The organism is Mesorhizobium sp. M4B.F.Ca.ET.089.01.1.1, assembly GCF_004022605.1.
GTDB classification, from domain to species: Bacteria; Pseudomonadota; Alphaproteobacteria; order Rhizobiales; family Rhizobiaceae; genus Mesorhizobium; species Mesorhizobium abyssinicae.
Window position 1 is genome coordinate 1 of sequence record NZ_RZOS01001583.1, and the last position, 389, is coordinate 389.

Annotated in this window: 1 protein-coding gene; it reads left to right on the plus strand. The window is 62.2% G+C overall.

The genetic code is table 11. The features are described from left to right. Positions 1-389 (plus strand): NAD(P)H-dependent oxidoreductase (locus tag EN780_RS38385; protein ID WP_189557228.1); only part of this gene is annotated, 389 nt, incomplete at both ends.

A 389-nucleotide genomic window follows, 5' to 3' on the forward strand; every position in this document is an offset into this window, starting at 1 on the left:
GCGCCTGCTTGCCGACACCGGTCTGATTGAGATCACGGAGGCAGCACCGTCGCTTTTCGCCGGACTATCCCGCGGCGCACTTGGCGCATCTGGAGAAGCGATTATCCAGCGTGTCGAGAAGGCCGATTTGCTCGTGGTCGGAACGCCTGTCTATAGGGCTTCCTACACTGGCGCTCTCAAGCACCTGTTCGACCTGGTCGACTATCGCGCGTTGACGGGCAAGACCGTGCTTCTCGCGGCGACCGGCGGGAGCCCATACCATGGCCTGGTGCTCGAACATCAGCTCCGGCCATTGTTCGGCTTTTTTGGCGCTGTCACCGTCCCTACGGGCGTCTACGGCACGCCCGACGATTTCGTCGATGGCGAAATCGTCGGCGCAGCCATCATCG